Origin of the sequence: Sinomonas susongensis (assembly GCF_005877005.1) — a bacterium.
Lineage (GTDB): Bacteria > Actinomycetota > Actinomycetes > Actinomycetales > Micrococcaceae > Sinomonas > Sinomonas susongensis.
This window is the reverse complement of the sequence record NZ_SSNH01000007.1, coordinates 40048-54930: the sequence shown is the minus strand read 5'-3', so window position 1 is coordinate 54930 and position 14883 is coordinate 40048. Positions and strand designations below refer to the sequence as shown.

At 67.5% G+C, this 14883-nt stretch carries 18 protein-coding genes; 5 read left to right on the top strand and 13 right to left on the bottom strand.

Going from position 1 to position 14883, the window contains the following annotated elements:
- Positions 1-89: 89 nt before the first annotated feature.
- Positions 90-623: a DUF1697 domain-containing protein gene (locus tag E6A21_RS10770; protein WP_171041361.1), complete on the top strand. Its 534-nt coding sequence runs from the start codon at positions 90-92 to the stop codon at positions 621-623.
- A gap of 94 nt (positions 624-717) precedes the next feature.
- On the opposite strand, the gene E6A21_RS10765 is transcribed toward E6A21_RS10770, so the two are convergent.
- The 6 genes from E6A21_RS10765 to E6A21_RS10740 form a co-directional block, all read right to left on the bottom strand.
- Positions 718-999, bottom strand: a complete 282-nt coding sequence (locus E6A21_RS10765) for a hypothetical protein (protein ID WP_138444155.1) — start codon at positions 997-999, stop codon at positions 718-720.
- A 167-nt stretch (positions 1000-1166) separates the two neighbouring features.
- Positions 1167-1505: a PH domain-containing protein gene (locus E6A21_RS10760; protein WP_212745916.1), complete on the bottom strand. Its 339-nt coding sequence runs from the start codon at positions 1503-1505 to the stop codon at positions 1167-1169.
- A gap of 44 nt (positions 1506-1549) precedes the next feature.
- On the bottom strand, positions 1550-2179 hold the full coding sequence (locus E6A21_RS10755; RefSeq protein WP_138444154.1) for a DUF3887 domain-containing protein: 630 nt from the start codon (positions 2177-2179) through the stop codon (positions 1550-1552).
- A 77-nt stretch (positions 2180-2256) separates the two neighbouring features.
- Positions 2257-2634 (bottom strand): nuclear transport factor 2 family protein, encoded by a 378-nt coding sequence (locus tag E6A21_RS10750; RefSeq protein ID WP_138444153.1) that lies wholly within the window; start codon positions 2632-2634, stop codon positions 2257-2259.
- Between the two features lie 34 nt (positions 2635-2668).
- Positions 2669-3007: a YnfA family protein gene (locus tag E6A21_RS10745; protein ID WP_138444152.1), complete on the bottom strand. Its 339-nt coding sequence runs from the start codon at positions 3005-3007 to the stop codon at positions 2669-2671.
- A 61-nt stretch (positions 3008-3068) separates the two neighbouring features.
- Entirely contained in the window at positions 3069-4265 is a 1197-nt protein-coding gene (locus E6A21_RS10740; RefSeq protein WP_138444151.1) for a permease, read from the bottom strand.
- A gap of 179 nt (positions 4266-4444) precedes the next feature.
- Here E6A21_RS10740 and E6A21_RS10735 point away from each other — a divergent pair, with 179 nt between their 5' ends.
- The gene (locus tag E6A21_RS10735) at positions 4445-5029 is read left to right on the top strand and encodes a hypothetical protein (protein WP_138444150.1); all 585 of its coding nucleotides are present in this window, start codon (positions 4445-4447) and stop codon (positions 5027-5029) included.
- 115 nt (positions 5030-5144) lie between these two features.
- Here E6A21_RS10735 and E6A21_RS10730 read toward each other — a convergent pair whose 3' ends face one another.
- The 3 genes from E6A21_RS10730 to E6A21_RS10720 all read right to left on the bottom strand — a co-directional run bounded on the left by E6A21_RS10730 (position 5145) and on the right by E6A21_RS10720 (position 7390).
- The gene (locus tag E6A21_RS10730) at positions 5145-5630 is read right to left on the bottom strand and encodes a hypothetical protein (RefSeq protein ID WP_212745915.1); all 486 of its coding nucleotides are present in this window, start codon (positions 5628-5630) and stop codon (positions 5145-5147) included.
- Between the two features lie 44 nt (positions 5631-5674).
- Positions 5675-6181 carry a hypothetical protein gene (locus E6A21_RS10725; RefSeq protein ID WP_138444148.1) on the bottom strand — a complete coding sequence of 169 codons (507 nt, stop codon included), beginning with the start codon at positions 6179-6181 and terminating at the stop codon, positions 5675-5677.
- Positions 6182-6328: 147 nt separating this feature from the next.
- Entirely contained in the window at positions 6329-7390 is a 1062-nt protein-coding gene (locus E6A21_RS10720; protein ID WP_138444147.1) for an Lrp/AsnC family transcriptional regulator, read from the bottom strand.
- Between the two features lie 100 nt (positions 7391-7490).
- Between E6A21_RS10720 and E6A21_RS10715 the strand changes: the two genes are divergently transcribed.
- Together E6A21_RS10715 and E6A21_RS10710 are read left to right on the top strand one after the other, a co-directional pair.
- Complete coding sequence (locus E6A21_RS10715; protein WP_138444146.1) at positions 7491-8753, top strand: M20 metallopeptidase family protein; 1263 nt, start codon at positions 7491-7493, stop codon at positions 8751-8753.
- Between the two features lie 34 nt (positions 8754-8787).
- Complete coding sequence (locus tag E6A21_RS10710; RefSeq protein ID WP_138444145.1) at positions 8788-10113, top strand: MFS transporter; 1326 nt, start codon at positions 8788-8790, stop codon at positions 10111-10113.
- Between the two features lie 45 nt (positions 10114-10158).
- Here the strand turns inward: E6A21_RS10710 and E6A21_RS10705 are convergent, their stop codons facing one another.
- Both E6A21_RS10705 and E6A21_RS10700 read right to left on the bottom strand, forming a co-directional pair.
- A complete protein-coding gene (locus E6A21_RS10705; protein WP_171041360.1) occupies positions 10159-11094 on the bottom strand; it encodes an NAD(P)H-hydrate dehydratase in 936 nt (311 codons plus the stop codon).
- Positions 11078-11926, bottom strand: a complete 849-nt coding sequence (locus E6A21_RS10700; RefSeq protein ID WP_246036370.1) for a histidine phosphatase family protein — start codon at positions 11924-11926, stop codon at positions 11078-11080. Before E6A21_RS10700 ends, E6A21_RS10705 begins: the two co-directional genes overlap by 17 nt.
- A gap of 137 nt (positions 11927-12063) precedes the next feature.
- Between E6A21_RS10700 and E6A21_RS10695 the strand changes: the two genes are divergently transcribed.
- Entirely contained in the window at positions 12064-12867 is an 804-nt protein-coding gene (locus E6A21_RS10695) for a hypothetical protein (RefSeq protein ID WP_138444144.1), read from the top strand.
- A gap of 14 nt (positions 12868-12881) precedes the next feature.
- On the opposite strand, the gene E6A21_RS10690 is transcribed toward E6A21_RS10695, so the two are convergent.
- The gene (locus tag E6A21_RS10690; RefSeq protein ID WP_212745914.1) at positions 12882-14009 is read right to left on the bottom strand and encodes a hypothetical protein; all 1128 of its coding nucleotides are present in this window, start codon (positions 14007-14009) and stop codon (positions 12882-12884) included.
- Between the two features lie 145 nt (positions 14010-14154).
- Positions 14155-14853, bottom strand: coding sequence for an alpha/beta hydrolase (locus tag E6A21_RS10685; RefSeq protein ID WP_138444143.1), 699 nt, complete (start codon positions 14851-14853; stop codon positions 14155-14157).
- Positions 14854-14883 lie beyond the last annotated feature (30 nt).

Sequence of the window (14883 nt, the reverse complement as noted above, 5' to 3'; positions counted from 1 at the left end):
TGCTGCTATTTCCCCAGCCCCTTGGCCACGAGGACAATATGCGCCGTGATCCTTCCCGGCATCAGGACAGGGCCCCCAGAATGAGGGTCTTGTGCGCGGGTTTCTACCGGAACCTCAATCTTGGCCACCCCGGTTCCCCCACTCGGGCTGTCCTCGAGGCCGAGCTGAGGGAGGCAGGGGCGCGCAGGGTCGTGTCCGTCGGGGCGAACGGGACTGCACTGATCGAGGCGGAAGAGCCAGAAGAGGTGTTCCGCGCCTCTATTGCAGCGCTCGAGAAGATGGCCGGGTACCGCGGAGCGGTCATGGTGCGCACCTTCTCGCTGCTGGCCTCGATCGTGGACCGGAAACCCTTCGGGGGCCGCGGGGACGGTCAGCTCTACCGGGAGACCTTCACGTTCTTCGACGGCGGGAAGCCGCTATGCGTGCCCTTGCCCTGGACGAACGGGCGCGGAGACGTCGACATCATCGACGTCTCCGACGGCGTCGCCTTGGGAGTGACCCGTTGGACAGGCTCCGGGCCCGGAAGCCCCGGAGCGGAGATCGAACGGCTCACCGGCGCGATCACGACGACGCGCACGAGGGGGACGATCGAACGTCTCGTGACGCTGGGGCGGGCGTGGTAGCTCAGTGCACCGTGCATCCGAAGACGGCGGCGATGGTGTGCCTGTAGAAGCGCCCGAGCCCAGAACCTTGCGGCCCGTCGGGCCTACGGGTGCGTCAGTCCTCGTCCTCGTCCTCGACCAAGCCGCGCTGTGCGCGGTCTGCCTCCTCAGAGGAACCCTCGGGCAAGGGGTCAGTCGCGGGAGGCACTTGGCTGGGGGCATAGTCGGCCAGCCCCGCGGCGACGCGCTCCTGCTCGGTGGCCGCGGCCAACGCGTCGTCGTCGAGCCTCTCCGGCATTCCCGCATGGCCTTGGTGGATCCGGGGAGGCAGGGCGTCCTCCTCGGGCGTGATGACGTCATCGAGGTCCGGGGCGTCGTCGTTGTCTGGGGTCGTCATGGGAAGCCTCCCTCTATTGGTCGGTGCATCCACCCTAATGACCTCGATCGTGCAGGGGAACCACGGCCACCGAAGCCGAAGGAACGGCGGCCGCGGCGGGAGCGGCCTGGACCGACCTTGAGGGTGCCCAGAGTTTCCACCTCCGTGACGAACGCTTTCGCCTTCAGTCAGTTTTGGGTGATGTGAGCAGCGAGGATCTGCTCGACAGCGATCGGGTCGTCGGGAGTGATGGTGGGGCGTACGTGGCGCCCGAGATCGATGACGAGGGCGATCTGCTTTCTCGGCCGACGTGGGTCGAGGTTCCACCAGTGCAGGAAGTCTCCCGAGCCCCAGATGCGCCACTTGCGGATCCTGTTCGCTCCAGTCAGCGGGAGTTGCTTGACGCCCCTGATAGCGGTGTAGCGGATGCGCTTGGCGCCCCACGGATAGTATCGGCGAATAGTCAGCTCGCCCCCGGCGCAACGGATCATGCCGTCCTCGTAGGTCGCGGCGTTCCCGTGAGTCATGTCCGTTTCTCTCCCTCTTTCGGCGCTTTCCTTCTACCCGGCACTCAGGGGGCCTCGGGAGGCAGGATGAACAGACCGGCGACCTTTTCATCTGCGTCGAAGGCGACGCGGGCTTTCATTTCGCCGGCTTCGTAGCGCAGCGGGACGTCGACGACGGTGTGGTCGCCGATGCGTCGGACGAACGGTTCGGTGTCGCCGAAGCCTTGGAATGCCCCGACCATGCCCGCAACGGTGGCCAGGCCGCTTCCCCGGACCTCGTCCGTGAAGGCGGCTAGGACCTGTGCGTTGAACGACTTGCGGGCCTCGTCCATCCGTCCTTCGAGGACTTCCGCGACGATCTCCGCGGCGCGTTCGGCCGCGTCTGTCATCTGAACTGTCTTGTCCATGGGCTTTCCTGTTCGAGGGTCGATAGGTTTGCCGAACCTTTGAAACGCTGCCTGGCGTGTGACGCCGAGGAGGTCGCCGATCTCTTGCCAGGTGTGGCCCGCGTCGCGGGCCTGCTGGACGCAGAGCTCCAGTACCTGTCCGGCGATCTCCTGCGTGCGCCGGGCGGTGCTGATCAGGCCGAGGTAGGAAGGCGGAGCCAGTGGACTCGCGGAAGAGCCGGCCAAAGCTGAAGCCTGTTCCAGCAGGAGAGCCTGGAGGGCAGCCAGTCCCATCGGAGTTTCGGTCACGCGTAAAGGCTACCTTCACACGTGAAGGTCGTCAAGACAGTCTTTACACACGATCCTCGCGCGGCGGCCGGACCTGATCAGTCGCGCAGACGCGGACCCGCGTGGCCCGCCAGGCACTTCCACCCCTGCCCGGTCAGCACCCACACCTGGGTCATCGGCATCCGGTACAACGTCGTACGCTCCGACTCGCCGACCAGGTCGACCACGGTGGTGCGGAGGACCGCAGCCCCCTCGGCCACGAGGATTTCCGGGTCGCCCAGGTCCTGGCCACGCCAAGTGGTCCGTCCGCCAGTGTTCGCCCGGACGTAGGCGGCCCGGTCGAACTGCTCGCCGGTGTGGGAAGTCCATCTGAAATCCGGGTGGAGCAGCCGGGTGAGGGCCTGCGAGTCGCCAGCCTTCATTGCCTCAGCCCTGGCCTCGGCTGCCTCCAGCACCTGCTCGCGCACTCCGCCCATATGTCCCTTCTCCGATTCTTCGACCAGAGGCCCGTCAACCGGCGGCCCGGGGCGCGAACATGATGACGGCGACTCCGATGAGGCACACGGCTGATCCCACGAGGTCCCACTGGTCCGGCCTGAAGCCGTCGAAGATCACTCCCCAGAGCAAGGACGCAGCCACGAACACGCCTCCGTAGCCAGCCAGGACGCGCCCGAAGTGAGCGTCGGGCTGAAGGGTCGCCGCAAATCCGTAGAGGCCCAGAGCGATCACGCCGAGCCCGGCCCACCACCACGCCCTCCCCTCCCGGACCGCCTGCCAGACCAGCCACGCCCCACCGATCTCGGCAGCGGCGGCGAGAATGAACAGCAGCACGGTCTTGACGATCGTCATGGCACCATCATGCCCGGCGTCGTCCCGTGGATCGGTCCAACCAGCGGCGTGGGAATCCGTATCAGCCGTGGTGCTGGTGCCCATCGCCCTGGGAACCATGCTCGTGGGAAGGCTCGCCCTCTGGGCTGGAGGCCATCATCTTCAGCATTCCGGCGCCGCCAATGACGAAGAAGCGCACGACGAGGACGGCGGCAAGCACGAGGAAGGCGATGTTCAGCCACGTCGTGTAGTCCCACGAGACGGAGGCTTCGACGGCGGTCGCGTTGCGGGCCTTTGGCGTCAAATTGGTGAGGGAGAAAAGTGCCTCGACGGCGTAGCCGGCCAGGACCATCGCGAGATAGAAGGTCGCGGTGATCCTGAGTGCGGCACGGCCGCCGTAGTACTTGCGGTAGATCAGGATCACCGGGACCACGATGAGGTCCCCGAAGACGAAGCTCGCCACCCCGCCGAAGCTGATGCCGCCGTTCCACAGGACCGCCGCGAGCGGGACATTCCCAACCGAGCAGACGAAGCTGAGCATTGCGATCACGGGCCCGACGAGCGGGCCCCAGAGTGCCGCGAGCACCGGGTTGCCCTCGAAGAAGAAGGCCCGCAGCCATTCCGTCGGGATCCACGCCGCGAAGGCGCCGGCGATCAGGAGACCGCCGAAGATATCCCGCCACACCGAGGCCCAGTCCATCACGAAGTACGCTGCGACGGAGTCGAGGCCCTCCCGGGAGAAGAGCCGCTGCCAGAACGTCCCCCCGCTCTGGACCGACATGTCCATCGCGGCGTGGCCCTCCATCGACCCGGGGATGCCCCTCTCCGCCTGTTCGCGGGCGGCGTCCACGATCTTCCCCTGCATCCAGAGCCGGAAGAACAGCGCGACCAGGACGATCATGATCGGGCCGCCGATGAACTCGGCGAGCGTGAACTGCCACCCCATCAGCAGCGCCAACATCAGCCCCAGCTCGATCACGAGGTTCGTAGAGGCGATCTCGAACGCCATGACCGAGGCGAAGCTCGCACCCTTCCGGAAGAGGCTCCTGGCCAGCGCGACGGCGGCGTAGGAGCATGACGACGACGCAGCTCCCAGACCGGATGCGGCGGCCAGCGCCTTCGGAGAGTCGCCGGAGAGCAGCCGGGTGACCTGCTCCCGTCGAACCACGGCCTGCACGACGCCGGAGAGGGCGAAGCCCAGGACAAGCGGCCACAGGATCTCCCAGCCCATCGAGCCGGCGGCCGCAAGTGCACGCAGGACCGCGTTGACGACATCCATCCGCGTCGCTCCTTCCGTAGACATCTCTCTGGCTGGGCAATGCGTGCTGGGGCCAGTGCCGGCCCATTCCCATCAATTGTCGAACCTGACGGTTTCGACGTCGTCGTCTGCCACCGGGCGGCGTACTCTGGGAACCAGCTCTCGCACCCAGCCGCACAACGCACGGTCAGGAGAAGAGCATGCCGAGAAGCCGCAGGGCCACAAAGTCGATTGCCCTCGCAACAGCCATCGCCGGCTGCTGTCTGGCCCTCGCGGGCTGCAGCATGACGAATCCCCAGGAGACGCAGAGCATCACCGCCGCCGTCCCTGGGGTGCAGGCCACCGTCGGGCCACTCGAGGCGAACAATCTCGCCATCGTCTCGGCCGGGAACGCAGGAACGGGCACCCCGAGTCCGGACGCCCCCGGCCGACTCACGGGAGGCCTCTACAACAGCTCGTCGTCCCCGGTCACGGCGACTCTCTCCACGCAGTCGTCCAACACCCTCGACGTCACGGTCCCGCCCAACGGGCAGGTCCTGCTCGGCGACGACCGCAGCGTCTCCGACCTGAGCAGCTCGGGCGCCATCCCGGGGGCCATGACGACGGTGAGGATCCAGACCGGCTCATCGAGCCAGGACGTCCTCGTCCCCGTGCTGGACGGAACTCTCGCCCAGTACCGGCAGTACATTCCCACGCCGTCGGCGTCGACCACTACCGCGAAGGCGACGGGCAGCGGCTCCCCCGGGACGGCGACCCCGACCCCGTCGGCGAGCGCGACTCGTTGAGCCTCCAACAAGAGTCGGGGTGCCCACCTACGCGCAGGATCGCAACCGCGATGCGGAGTGCCGTCTCTGACTTCGGCGAAGGAAGACAGCCGGCGTCCGCACAGCCAAGCCCCGCTTAGGGCGCAGGTGAGCCGCCCAAGGCGCCAGCCGGACGGAAGTCCAGCCTGTTGCGGAGCGGGACAGCGCGTCTGTCCGAAATGAGCTGCTCGAGCAGCCGGGGAACCATTTGGTAGCCACAGAGCCCGTCCCTCGGCAGCGTCGCCGCCTCCTGTGGGGTCGCGAGACGGCGGGACACGACCGTCATGGCCTCCGCGTCGGCGTACCGGATGACCTGCCGCTCCGACAGGCCGAGGCCGGATGTCACGAATACGGTCGCGGCCCAGCGCCGCCTGTCCCAGTCCTCCATCCTGCCCAGCGGGCGCCACGCGCCGACCTTGATCCCAAGCGGTCCGATCTGCAGGACGACGAGGGCGTCCCGGGTGCGCGCCGCCCCGGCCTGCACCAGTTCCCGCATCTCGGGGGCGAAGAAGTGCCCTATGAGAAGGCCTTCGCCGTAGACGCGGGAGACGACGCAGACGGCTTCCCCGAAGGAGGTCGGCACGAGGAAGACTTCACCCTCCTCAACTGTTGGGCCGTTCGCAAGCGTCATCGTTGCCCCGCCGACGAGGCACGCCCTTTCCCGGCCGGCCCCTTGCTGCCGAGCGGCACGACGGCGGCGAGACCCGTGGCCCCGAGCGCGGGCTGCCGACGGGGCCCAGACGCTGATGCCGCGCGGAGGACCGTGACCGGGAGCGAGTTGCCGCGATGAACCGACCCCGATGGGTGCTGCGCCATGCTCGCCCTCCGGGCCAGCGCCTCGGCCTCCGCCACCAGCGCGGCCGCTTCCTCGTCACTCGGGTCCAGACCGGCCGTGAAGACCAGTTCGAGCAATTCCTCCGCCACGACGAGCCGATAGAACCCCTCTGTCCTCGGCTTGTCCAGCTTCACGACAACGGCACGAGGGAAGAGCCCGGGAAGGACGTGCACCACTTCGCCCGTGTCGCCCTTTCGAGCCCGCATTCCCGTCAGAAGCGGATCCGGCATCGAGCCCAGGAAGCGGACTTGCTCGCCGACGATCAACCGGCTTCCGGCCGGTTTGAAAGAATCAACCACGATGAGAACCCCCGATTTCAGTCGCCGCGGAGAGCCCGCTGAGACGCACAGGTCCTATTTATCCATCGTCTTTAGGTGTTAGCCAAGGGCTTTGGTCCCAAATCGGGCGGTCAAGCCTCTACAGTTCTTGTCACGCCATCCGCCCCCTCAGACCACCCCGTCCGCCCCTGGCCTCGCCTCCCAGAGGAGCTCGGCCCGACCGAGGGCTCGAGTGTCGGGCCCGATCAGCATGCCCATCCGCTTTGTCATGCGCAGCATCACCATGCTCTCCCTCAGGTCGATCCCCGGCACCCTTTCCTGGAGGGCGAGTTCTGCAGTCATGACCTCCGCCACGGAGCGGAGCCACATCGTGACGAGGAAATTCGACTGTCCCGTGGTCGACGCCGCGAGCCGCACCGATCGGAGGGATCGGACTGCTGCCGCGGCGGCCTGGTGCTCCCCCGGCGGCACCCGCGCATACCAGGTGCAGGTCACGGGGAAGCCGACCGCCGCCTGGGCGACGTCGCAACGGAGGGAAACGGTTCCCGACGCGAGCACCCTCGAGAGTTGCCGCTGCACCGCCGAGGCGCTCCGGCCGAGCTCCTTGGCCATCTGGGCTGCCGTCGCCCGACCGTCGTGGGCCAGCAACGGCAGGAGGTCCCAGCACCCCTGCGTCAAGGGTGCGTCGACTGGGCCCGACGTCGCGAGAGCCGCAAACGCGGCGGCCTTCTTCGGATCCAAGGCCGCCAGACGCCATGAGTGGCCGGCCTGGTGGAGCCTGCTGCCCAGGGTCGTCTGGATGCGGACGACCCCTGGAATGGCGAGGATCGCCGGCGCAACTCGCTTCGAGTAGTCGGAGAGGGTCTCGGTGAAGACGGTCAGCATGCAATCGTGGTGGCCCGCCGGGAGCTCGACCGTCTGGACTTCGGGGATCGAGCTCAGGGCCTCAGCGACGCCCATCACCTGCCCGGGTGCGCAGTCGACGTCCACGAACGCCAGGTTCATCTCATTGGGGTCCCCGGCCCTGTACGAGGTGATCCAGGCGAGTCCCTCCGACTGGATCCGGCGCCAACGCGCTGCGAGCGTGGCGGGGCGCGCCTGGAGGATGACTGCCGCCTCCTGCCAGGTGACCCGCGGGGCCATCTGCAGAGCGTGGATCAGCTCGAGATCGTCCTCCGACAGAGCCTCCGACTCCGTCTTTCGTGCATGATTCACCGGTTGGATGGGCATTTTTTGCATGATCTTGACGAATGTACGCCCGTCACGGTGTGAGTGCCACACACTCGCTACAGCAGTGAAAAAAGTGGCGCGCGTCACGTGGAAGGAAATCATGGATCTGATCGCCGAAGCCAAGAGCCTGCAGGGAAGCCTCGTCGAGTGGAGGCATGCCCTCCACAAGGAGCCCGAGATCGGCCTTGACCTGCCCCGCACCCAGGAGAAGGTCCTTGCCGCGATCGACGGCCTCGGCTTCGAGGTCTCGACGGGTGCCGACACGACGTCGGTCACCGCGGTCCTCCGCGGCGCGGCGGACAACGGCGGCGGCAGGTCGTCGTCGTCCGCTGGCCGTGCCGGGGCCTCGGGTGCACGGCCCGCCGTCCTCCTTCGCGCCGATATGGACGCGCTGCCCGTCCAGGAGCGAACCGGGGTCGACTTCACGTCTCGGATTGACGGCGCGATGCACGCTTGCGGTCACGACCTCCACACCTCGATGCTCCTGGGCGCCGCGACGCTCCTCGCCGACAACCGCCACCGGCTCGCCGGCGACGTCGTCTTCATGTTCCAGCCGGGCGAGGAAGGGTACGACGGCGCGAGCGTCATGGTACGCGAGGGCGTGCTCGACGCCGCCGGGCGGCGCGTCGACGCGGCGTTCGGCATGCACGTGTTCTCTTCCATGGCGCCGCACGGGCAGTTCCTCACGAGGCCGGGCGTCATGATGAGTGCATCCGACGGGCTCTTCGTGACCGTTCGCGGCGCCGGCGGCCACGGCTCGGCCCCGCACGCCGCCAAGGACCCTGTCACCGTCGCCGCAGAGTTGGTGCTTGCCCTCCAGACGATGGTGACCCGGCAGTTCGACATGTTCGATCCCGTTGTCGTGACGGTGGGCCGCCTCGCCGCCGGGACCAAGCGAAACGTCATCCCGGACGTGGCGGAATTCGACGCGACCATCCGCACGTTCTCGGATGCCCACCGTGAACGGATGCAGACCGCGATCCCCCGCCTCCTCGAGGGCATCGCCCACGCGCACGGACTCGATGTCGAGGTGCGGTACGAGGCCGAATACCCGCTCACAGTTACCGACCAGGCGGAAACGGAGTTCGCCGAGTCTGCCATCGCGGAACTCTTCTCGCAGGCCGGTGGACGCCATGCTCGGCTGCCCCAGCCGCTCAGCGGATCCGAAGACTTCTCGCGGGTCCTCGCCGAGGTGCCCGGAAGCTTCATCGGGCTCAGCGCCGTGCCCGCCGCCGCCGACCCGGCGACGAGCGCGTTCAACCACTCGCCCTTCGCGACGTTCGACGACGCCGTCCTCGCCGACGGCGCAGCCCTCTACGCCCAACTCGCCCTCGCAAAGACCGCACAGCTCGCAGGGCGCTGAACGCCCGCGCACCCCAACTGAAAGACACCACCCCATGACTTCTCCCAGCAGCCCCGCGCCCGCCACGGCCTATGCAAGCGGGACCACCCGCCGCAGCACCACCACGCACACGCTCCTGAGCACGGGCATCGGCAACGCCGCCGAGTGGTACGACTGGGGCATCTACGCCACCTTCGCCCCGTTCTTCTCGAAGCAGCTGTTCAACCCTGCCGACCCGACCTCGGCGATCCTGTCCACCTTGGCGGTCTTCGCCGTCGGCTTCCTCGCCCGTCCTTTCGGCGGCTTCCTGTTCGGCTGGATCGGCGACCGGATCGGGCGCAAGACCTCCATGACCCTCTCGATCGGGCTCGCCGCCGTCGGCAGCCTGCTCATCGCCGTCGCCCCCACGTTCCAGTCCGTAGGCGCTCTCGCGTCCCTCGTGCTGCTCGTCGCCCGCCTCGTCCAGGGCCTCGCGCACGGCGGCGAGCTCCCCTCCTCGCAGACGTACCTCTCCGAGACGGCGCCGCGGGAGAAGCGCGGCCTCTGGTCGACGCTCATCTACTTCTCCGGGACCATCGGGACAGTTGCCGGCGTGCTCATGGGCGCGGTCTTCACGGTCATACTCACAAAGGAGCAGATGGGTGCGTTCGGCTGGCGCATCCCATTCCTCGTCGGCGCCCTGCTCGGCCTCTGGGGCCTGGTGATGCGCTCGCGGCTCAAGGAGACCGAGGTCTTCCAAGAGGAGGAGGCGGAGGTCAAGGCGGCTCACGCGAAGCCGAAGCTCTGGTCCGAGATCGTCAGGCACCGCAAGCAGGCGCTGCAGGTCATCGGGCTGACGGTCGGCCTGACGATCGTGTACTACGTGTGGGCGATCGTCGCCCCGACGTACGCTGCGACGACCCTCAAGATCGACCCGGGGCAGGCGCTGTGGGCGGGCGTCGCCGCGAACCTCGTCTTCCTTGTCGCGCTTCCGCTCTGGGGGAAGCTGAGCGACCGGATCGGCCGGAAGCCCGTTCTGCTCGTGAGCGCGATTGGCGCTGCCGTGCTGAACTTCCCGATGCAGGCCCTCCTGCGGGACTCCGCATGGCAGCTGTTCGTCTCGATGTCCGTCATGCTGGTCTTCATCGCAGCGTCCGCCTCGATCGTCCCGGCGGTGTACGCCGAGCTGTTCCCGACGTCGATCCGGACCGTCGGCGTGGGGGTTCCGTACTCAATCTGCGTCGCGCTATTCGGTGGCACCGCTCCCTACCTGCAGACGCTCTTCACCGACGTCGTGAAGCAGGGATGGATGTTCAACGGGTACGCGGTGCTCATGGCTGTCATCTCGGCCCTTGTCGTGCTGACCATACCCGAAACGAAGGGCAAGGACCTCAACTACTGACCGGGCTGGCCGGCCAACCGGCGGCCGGTAGACCGCTCCTGGTGGTCAGACGCTGAATTCCAGCATCAGGGCGGGCAGTTCGTCGGCGAGTTCCCGGGCAAGGAACCCGAGCGGGCCCAGCCTGCTGGCCAGCCGGTCAGCCGCCGATGCATGCAGGTGGGTGCCCCAGCAGGCCGCCTGCGCACTGCTGGTTCCCCGAGCCCGGAGCCCGGCGATCGCACCGGCCAGGACATCCCCGCTGCCGGAGGTGCCGAGGCCGCCGTGCCCCGTCGTGATCTTCCACAGTTCCGGTTCCCCGAGCTCGAGTCCGGGCGGCTGCGTGACCAGACCTTGGCAGCTGACCACTGCGTCGAACCTGTCGGAGATCTCGGCCAGGTCTGCTTCGAGGTCATCCACCTCCCGGCCCAGCAGGACCTCCGCTTCGGTTCGATTCGGCGTGAGGATCATCCGGCCGCGCCAAGGGTCCAGCTGGTCCTCCAGCGACACCAGGGCGCCCAGGGCGTAGGCATCGAGGACGACGGCGGGCCCTCCCCTGGCATCAGGGTCGCCGCCGGACGGACCGCCACGGCCAGCCTCGCGTTCGAGCAACACGGCCAGCAGCTGCGCGGCGAGGTCGGGATCGTCCAGTCCCGGCCCCACCAGGACCGTGTCCGCCTTGTCCAGATAGGAGGAGATCCGGTCCAGCTCCGGCTTGACCGAGCCGTCCGCGGTTTCCGGCAGCCCGATCGAACCACACTCGGGCAGTGCCACCCCGAGCTGCACGGCCACGGATTCGGCCACTGCCAGCGTGAGCTTTCCGGCCCCGGCACGGAGGGCTGTTGCCCCGGCCAGCAGGGCAGCGCCGGGAGTCGCCCGGGCTCCGCCAACCACCAGCACGGACCCGCGCGAGTATTTGTCCCGGCCGGGGGGCGGGAGGGGCCACTCCCGCAGGAGCGACGGCGTCACCAGGGTGGGGCCGGAGGAGTCAGTGCGGCCGGGCACTGGTGTCTCCCGCGTGCACGGTGACTGCGACGCCCTGCTCCGCCAGGTGGTCGGCCACGTTGAAGCTCTCCAACTTCCACGGCCCCACGCCGGAGGGGCGCACGAACCGGGTCATCGAGGCGTTGAGGATGGATTCCTTGGCGGCCAGGTCCAGCAGTTCCTCTTCGCTAAGGCCTTCGAGCACATACCGGAACAGCATGATCACGGCGTCGTGGCACACCAGCATCACCCGGTGTCCCATGCCGAGGTTGTTCAGTTCCGCCAGGACGGACCGGAGCCGCAGGGCCACGTCCGCCCAGGATTCCCCTCCAGGCGGACGGTAGTACAGCTTGCCCAGCCAGTCCCGACGCTCGGACTCCTCTGGATAGCGGTTCTCCACGCCCAGCCGGGTGAGCCGGTCAAGGATGCCCAGTTCGCGGTCCCGCAGCCGCTCGTCGGTGCGCACCTGCAGTGGCCAGCCTGCTGTTTCCACAGCTATCTCGGCCGTCTGGCGGGCCCGCGCGTAGGGGGAGGACACCACCGCGTCCGGGCGGAACTCCTCGGCGATCCGACCCAGTGCGGTACCCAACGCCTTGGCCTGGTCCCGACCGGTCGCGGACAGGTCCACGTCCGCGTCACGGGCAGGGACGTCGATGACCTCCACACCGGCCGCGCGCGCTTCCGTGGCCGCGACGTTGCCTTCGCTCTCGCCATGCCGGATCAGCAGCAGCTCCACCGCCCCAGCCTCCTGGACGGCCTCGGTCAGGCCGCCGTCGTGGACCGAGTCCCCGTTGGCTGAATCCCCGTTCACTGAAATGTCCTTCAAGAAATCACCGTCCTTGCCCTGCCGCATGCAGGAACACTACCAACGGCCTACCCGGCGGCTGCAGGAAATAACGGACTCCTGCCGCAGCGAAGGCTCGATTACGAGATCTCCGACAGGAATTCCACGGCTGACCAGCGCCCGCACAGAGTCGAGTACAGGCAAGTGTGGCAAGCAAGTACGGCGGATTGGGACAGTTCCTTGAACGAAATGCAGGTGGCAAGAGGGCGGGGCACATGGGCTGGAACGGAATCATCTGGACCGTCATCGTCGGCATCGGGCTCCCGAGTTTGGCCGCCGTGATTGCAGGCCGAGGGAGACGGGAAACGACGTCTCCCGAGGACCGCCGGGCGGAGCTGGCTGGGGAAGCGGCAGTCAGGGAGTCGACGGCGTCCGAGCCTGCGGAGGACCCAACGGTTCAGGAAGAGCGCCTTCGTCTCTTGGAGGCGAAAGCCTCCGCTGAGAAGACTTACTCACAGCGGATCGGCATCGCCGAACACGAATTCTGTGCAAGGAAGAACCGCGCCGACGTCCACCTGCGGGCAGCCGAGTTGTTCCTCGAACGTGCTCAGGAGGGCGGGCGAGTCGGGGAGCACGAGAGCGAGGCGGACGGCCAAGCGTTCGGGGTGGACTTGGTCGCCGATGACTTCGTCGTGCCGAGCAGGCCTACGCCGAACACACCGGCCGTGAATCTGACCACTCGGCTGACGGAGAGCCCCGAACGACGGCGGACTCGACGGATCCGGGACGCGCGGGAGCGCCTCGCCGATGCAATGCTCGAACACCGTTTCGTCGTTGCAGCCGCTGAGAAGCTTCTCGCCGACGCGAAGGCAGAAGACGGCGACGTCCTCTCAGCTACCGATGCACTTGAAGCATTCAAATGCGTGCAACAAGAAGCGGTACAACTACCACCTCGTGCAGAGGCGACCTTCCCGGCAGCCCGTCTGATGCCTGGTGTGAAGACCCCCTGATCAGGGGCCCTCATTCATTCTCTGTTGCGCGTGCGGCCTGGGTTGGGGCGGAACGGGGCGGTCGGCTGCGACGGCCAGCGCCGAGGCCCCGTCCACATTGACGGCGGTGCATCGAGCATGCGAGAGAGGGAGAGCGCCGCGCGATCGTAGTTCACGCGCCAGCCTGCGAAGTTGGGCCAGGCGTCCTCGTCGGTCTCCGTCACGGGGTAGCCGACCGAGCGGAGAGTGGCGGCGGCTTGAGCGAACTCGTCGAAGGTGACCGAAATGGGGGTCGTGGCCACAGACACCTGGGCGAGGTCCGGTACGGACAGCTTCATCGCGCGTGCCAAATCGTTCAGTGTCTCGAAGCCCATGCGCAGCATCAGCCGGGCCGCAATCTTGGGTTCCGTGCCGGGGGCCAGGGCTAGGTGGAGAGCAGCGGCGTCCATGACGGCGATCAGGGATGTCAGCCAGTGGGAGTTACGCTTCGGCGAGCGCAGGCGGAGAAGCCCGGTGTACGTGGTGTGCGACTCGGCGACCTCTGCGGTCCACCGCTCCCAGCGCACGAACAGGTCCTCAAGAACCGGCGCGGAGTCGCTGCTGCCGGTTCCCCAGTGGGTGCGCAGCAGGATCTCGGGCCCCCATGCGGGAGTCCCGGCCCGTGCGACGAGAAGGCTGACCTCCGTTTCCCGTCGGTTGAATGAGGAGTACACGGTCGGGAGATATCCGATCTGCAGACCTATGACGGCCATGCCCGCGAAACCGGCCACATAGGCGGCAAGCTGCCCCCCGCCGCCATGCGGGACCGCGAACCCGAGCGTGAAGATCGACGAACCTGCGTCCTCGAGAGCCGCGGCGAAGTCACCGTCGGTGCCAGGCAGCATGATCAGTGCGAAGCCAAGAACGAGCATCCCCATCCATATCGTCAGGCGGACCACCAACGTGAGCGGGCCCTGCCAGCCGAGGAACCAGTCGCGACGTTCGAACGAGTCCACGCCACGGAGTGCCACCAGGAAGGCGTGGTCGAGCGCGGTGTCTACGACCGCCGTCACCCATGAATCGACGCGCCTGGCTACGATCAGCGCACCGATGATGCTGAATGCCGTTCCGGCAACGACCAGGACGCCCAGCACGAAGCCAGCCCAGACCAGCATCTCAGGCACCGATCCCGGCGTCGGCCGAGAGCTGACGCCGCGTACGGGAGCCCTCCCCCAAAACACCCGAAAGGCCCCCCCTGTGAGGGCCCGCCATTTCAGTCCGACACTCGTCTTGCTGCGCCATGGAAACAACTGTAGGCCGCACGCTTCGCTATACCTCGGCCTCCATGATGGCGTGCGCAACAGTGTCCGGGCTGTTGAAGATCAGGAAGTGGTCGTCGTCGATGTCGCGCACGTCCTTGATGTTCTGCTTCGCCCAGGCTCGTCTGTCGTCGCCGATCCCCTCGTCGCGGGTACCGAGCAGGACAGTGGCAGGGGTCTCCATCCAGGCCGCTGCCGGTATGGGATCGGTGAGTGTGCGGCGTGAAGCGGAGCGGCGCGGGTTGGATTGGATGTGGCGGCGTACCTCTTCGGGGAATGTCCTGCCCTTCTCCTCGTAGACCCACCAGTCGTTGTCGAGGACGAACCTGCCTTGGCCGTCCTCGAGGATCACCGGGTTGCCGGCGAAAAGGTTCCCGTCACGCTTTTCCTGGATGGGCTGGGGGACGGACGAGACGTACACGAGTCGGACCACGTTCTGCTCCCCCGCTGCGGCGAGCCCGATGACGTCTCCGCCGTAGGACCACCCGGCGACGACGACGGGGCCGGCGTAGCCCCGGATCGCGGACTTCACTTCCTCAGCGTCCTCCAGCAGGCCCGCGTCAAGGCGATGTGATGGAAGGTCCGGGACGGCGACGTCGAAGCCGTTGGCCTCGAGAATCCGCCGGACCCATTGCCAGTCGCCAGGGTTGCCCCACCCCCCGTGCACGAGGACGGCACTGTGCGGGGGCCCGGACTGCGGTGTGTCCATACGCAGAACGTAGCCCCTGCGCGGTCCGCT

What these genes read in the sequence shown, in the direction of transcription:
- E6A21_RS10765 (WP_138444155.1), bottom strand. Translation starts at nt 999, where the DNA reads ATGACGACCCCAGACAACGACGACGCCCCGGACCTCGATGACGTCATC.
- E6A21_RS10760 (WP_212745916.1), bottom strand. Translation starts at nt 1,505, where the DNA reads ATGACTCACGGGAACGCCGCGACCTACGAGGACGGCATGATCCGTTGC.
- E6A21_RS10750 (WP_138444153.1), bottom strand. Translation starts at nt 2,634, where the DNA reads ATGGGCGGAGTGCGCGAGCAGGTGCTGGAGGCAGCCGAGGCCAGGGCT.
- E6A21_RS10745 (WP_138444152.1), bottom strand. Translation starts at nt 3,007, where the DNA reads ATGACGATCGTCAAGACCGTGCTGCTGTTCATTCTCGCCGCCGCTGCC.
- E6A21_RS10740 (WP_138444151.1), bottom strand. Translation starts at nt 4,265, where the DNA reads ATGGATGTCGTCAACGCGGTCCTGCGTGCACTTGCGGCCGCCGGCTCG.
- E6A21_RS10735 (WP_138444150.1), top strand. Translation starts at nt 4,445, where the DNA reads ATGCCGAGAAGCCGCAGGGCCACAAAGTCGATTGCCCTCGCAACAGCC.
- E6A21_RS10720 (WP_138444147.1), bottom strand. Translation starts at nt 7,390, where the DNA reads ATGCCCATCCAACCGGTGAATCATGCACGAAAGACGGAGTCGGAGGCT.
- E6A21_RS10715 (WP_138444146.1), top strand. Translation starts at nt 7,491, where the DNA reads ATGGATCTGATCGCCGAAGCCAAGAGCCTGCAGGGAAGCCTCGTCGAG.
- E6A21_RS10710 (WP_138444145.1), top strand. Translation starts at nt 8,788, where the DNA reads ATGACTTCTCCCAGCAGCCCCGCGCCCGCCACGGCCTATGCAAGCGGG.
- E6A21_RS10700 (WP_246036370.1), bottom strand. Translation starts at nt 11,926, where the DNA reads ATGCGGCAGGGCAAGGACGGTGATTTCTTGAAGGACATTTCAGTGAAC.
- E6A21_RS10685 (WP_138444143.1), bottom strand. Translation starts at nt 14,853, where the DNA reads ATGGACACACCGCAGTCCGGGCCCCCGCACAGTGCCGTCCTCGTGCAC.